The 2,661-nt window shown below is 51.4% G+C and carries 2 protein-coding genes; both read right to left on the bottom strand.

The window, feature by feature from the left end; translation table 11 throughout:
* Positions 1 to 2,344 (bottom strand): autotransporter outer membrane beta-barrel domain-containing protein (locus JTI98_RS21015; RefSeq protein WP_252869608.1); only part of this gene is annotated, 2,344 nt, incomplete at its 3' end.
* A gap of 90 nt (positions 2,345 to 2,434) precedes the next feature.
* On the bottom strand, positions 2,435 to 2,661 hold a 227-nt coding region (locus JTI98_RS21010), incomplete at its 5' end, for an autotransporter outer membrane beta-barrel domain-containing protein (RefSeq protein ID WP_216081775.1).

Genomic DNA, 2,661 nt, shown 5'->3' with positions numbered 1-2,661 from the left:
CGGTGCTCCATTGCGCGATATCGCCGCCCAGTTGCATCACGTAGCGGTTGCTCTGGGTGCTGATCTGTCCGGAACCGTCCTTGAAGCGGTTATGTCCGCCGATGTGGCGCATCCACAGGCTGGTGACTTTCTGCTCGCCGGATAACGCGTCGGTGTACTGGGTTTCACCCAGACGATCGTGAAGCCGGGTGGTGAACAGCGTGTTGGCGGCAAGGGTGTTCGCCAGATAGCTGCCGGTTTCCGGGCGATAGGTTTTCTCTCCTTCCGGCTGTGGCGTTGGGGCCGGTGTCGGGGCGGGATCGGGAGTAGGCTCCGGCACTGGGTCAGTGATGAAGGTGTTGGTCAGATACCAGTTACTGCCTTTTTTCACCACATCATAGTCATAAGCCCCCGCGACAATACGTCCGGCTTTGGCAAAAGTACCTGCGGAATCGCCATACACTTCGACAATTTCAATACCGTTCACCGTTTGCGAGCCCGTACCGCCGATATTATTCACCGCAACCAGCGTATTACCGGACGTGTCGCCTTCCACGATAAGTTTATCGGTGGGAGAATCATCGCCACCCAGTGTCGTGTTCATTTTCAGTGTTCCGCCGCCGTAGAAATTACCTTCTACAGTCAGAGTCTTAAACACACCGCTGCTTTCCGGAGGCAGGAAATTGACAGTCCCATTGTCTAAGGTGATGTCGGTGACATGAGAGCTACCGGTCATATTCCACACGGCCTGGTTGGAAAGATCCAGGTTAACAATACCGTTGCTGGTTGAGCCAGACGTAGCGGTATAACTGGTGGCCGTCAGGAATGAGTTTTCGTTATTCAGTACCATATTGAGCGTGGCATCGTTAATTGCGCCAATGTCGCCAATGACCTGTACCGTGCCGGTTTCTAATGAATTCACGTTGATCAGGCTGTTTGCTCCACGGGAGAGCAGGGACCAGGTGGGATCGCTGTTATCCGTCATCAGCAGACCTTTCTGCACATCGACAATACCACCCGCCGCGGCTTCGATACCCGCCACATAGTTGGCGTGCGTATCAGACAGTGAGATGCCTAAATCATCCTGGAATTCAACTTTTGTGGTGTTACTGCCGCCATCATAAGCATAAACCGCTCGTGCGGTATCGACGCCATTTTGCATAGTAATAGCGGTTTTACCCTGAAACTGCGCCTCACTTTTCCAAAGGTAAAGGCCTGTGTTGTAATAGCCACCGTTGCTGGTCAGCAGAAAATCGCCTTTTGCGATAAGCGACGACTGGTCAGTCAGGGAGATGGTTCGCATCCAGTACGGGTCGATCCAACCTGCGAATTCATGCTCGTAACCGGGTCGGTTGCCCAGGTAAGTCAGGTTCTCGCCGACGATGATCGCATTGCTGTTGAAGGTGATATCCGTTGCCATCAGGTCAAGTGCACGGCCACCGCCAGCCTCACCAAAGAGGTTATTTTCATCACCACGTGAGAGCGCTTCAATCTTCGTCAGCCCCGTAAATTCGATGCTATTTCTCGTCCCATAAGTGGCGTAGGGGAGCGCCGCCAGGATACCCTGGCTGCCTTTCAGAGTGATGTAGTCAGCTTCAAATTTGGCAGTATTAATCACGTTATAAGCAGTGTTACTCGTGCTCGCGCCAGCCCTTGCGGCAAACTGTAATGCCAGTTCATTGGCATCGATATCAATACGATCGGCTTTGATATCCACATCACTTCCTGCGGCAAGAACCATCCCCACGCGACGGTCGATAGAGTTGTCGCCCGGATCGCCGTCAACATTGATGACAAAGTTTCCACCATCAAAGGCCAGCTCACCGTCATACAAACCAATCCCCCAGCGGTGGGTGCTGACATATCCCGCCTGCGGCATCAGTACAGTCAAATTAACTTTATTATCGCCGTCGCTTTTGAAATCAAATTTACCACCTGGCCCGGCAAATAAACCGTAAATATCGGCGTAACTATTTCTGACCTCATTACTGACGACAATATTGCCGCCAGTGAATGTCATTGTGCCGCTGAGTGTATCTCGCTTGTAAGCATGCAGCGTTGCACGTTCGTCTGTCGTGTTATTATTAAAACCTCTCAGTGTCAGGGTATTCCCGTCGCTGATATTAATGTTCACTGCACCGTTCAGGGTATTGATTAGTGCGCGTTGGTAACTGGCGCTGCCCGTGTAACCGCTGGCGTCCAGGGTCACATCACCGAGGCTAACGGTGTGGGTTCCGCTGCTAATAGACGAAATCGAACTGGTGAAGGTCTTATTTTCCAACTCGGCCGATAAGACAAACGGTGAGGCGAGAAACGAACTTCCCACCACGACAGGTACAAGACATTTCCATTTTATATATGTCATTTATGACTCTCCGTGAGATTAACGACTTATTTTTATTTGTAATAAAGAAAAAAATGTCCGGCCTTTGCAGGACATTTTTTGTTTGGGCGATCAGAAACTATATTTGATGCCTAACATTCCCTGAGTATCGCTGTAGCCGTTGTCGCCAATTTGCTGGGCGACGTTGCCCCACAGTTGCAGACGCTGGCTAAGCTGGCCTTCAACGCCCACTTTCAGTTCGCCAATATTGCGGTTGCCTTTCACGTCGTTGCTGATGTCATCCATCTTCACGCTGTAGCTACGGGTGTTGTGAAGCCAGTTGGCTTCGACGAACGGCT

It is taken from the genome of Citrobacter sp. MGH 55 (assembly GCF_016906145.1).
Classification (GTDB): Bacteria; Pseudomonadota; Gammaproteobacteria; order Enterobacterales; family Enterobacteriaceae; genus Citrobacter_A; species Citrobacter_A amalonaticus.
The sequence above is the reverse complement of the archived record's forward strand: the minus strand, read 5'-3'. Positions and strand labels throughout refer to the sequence as shown.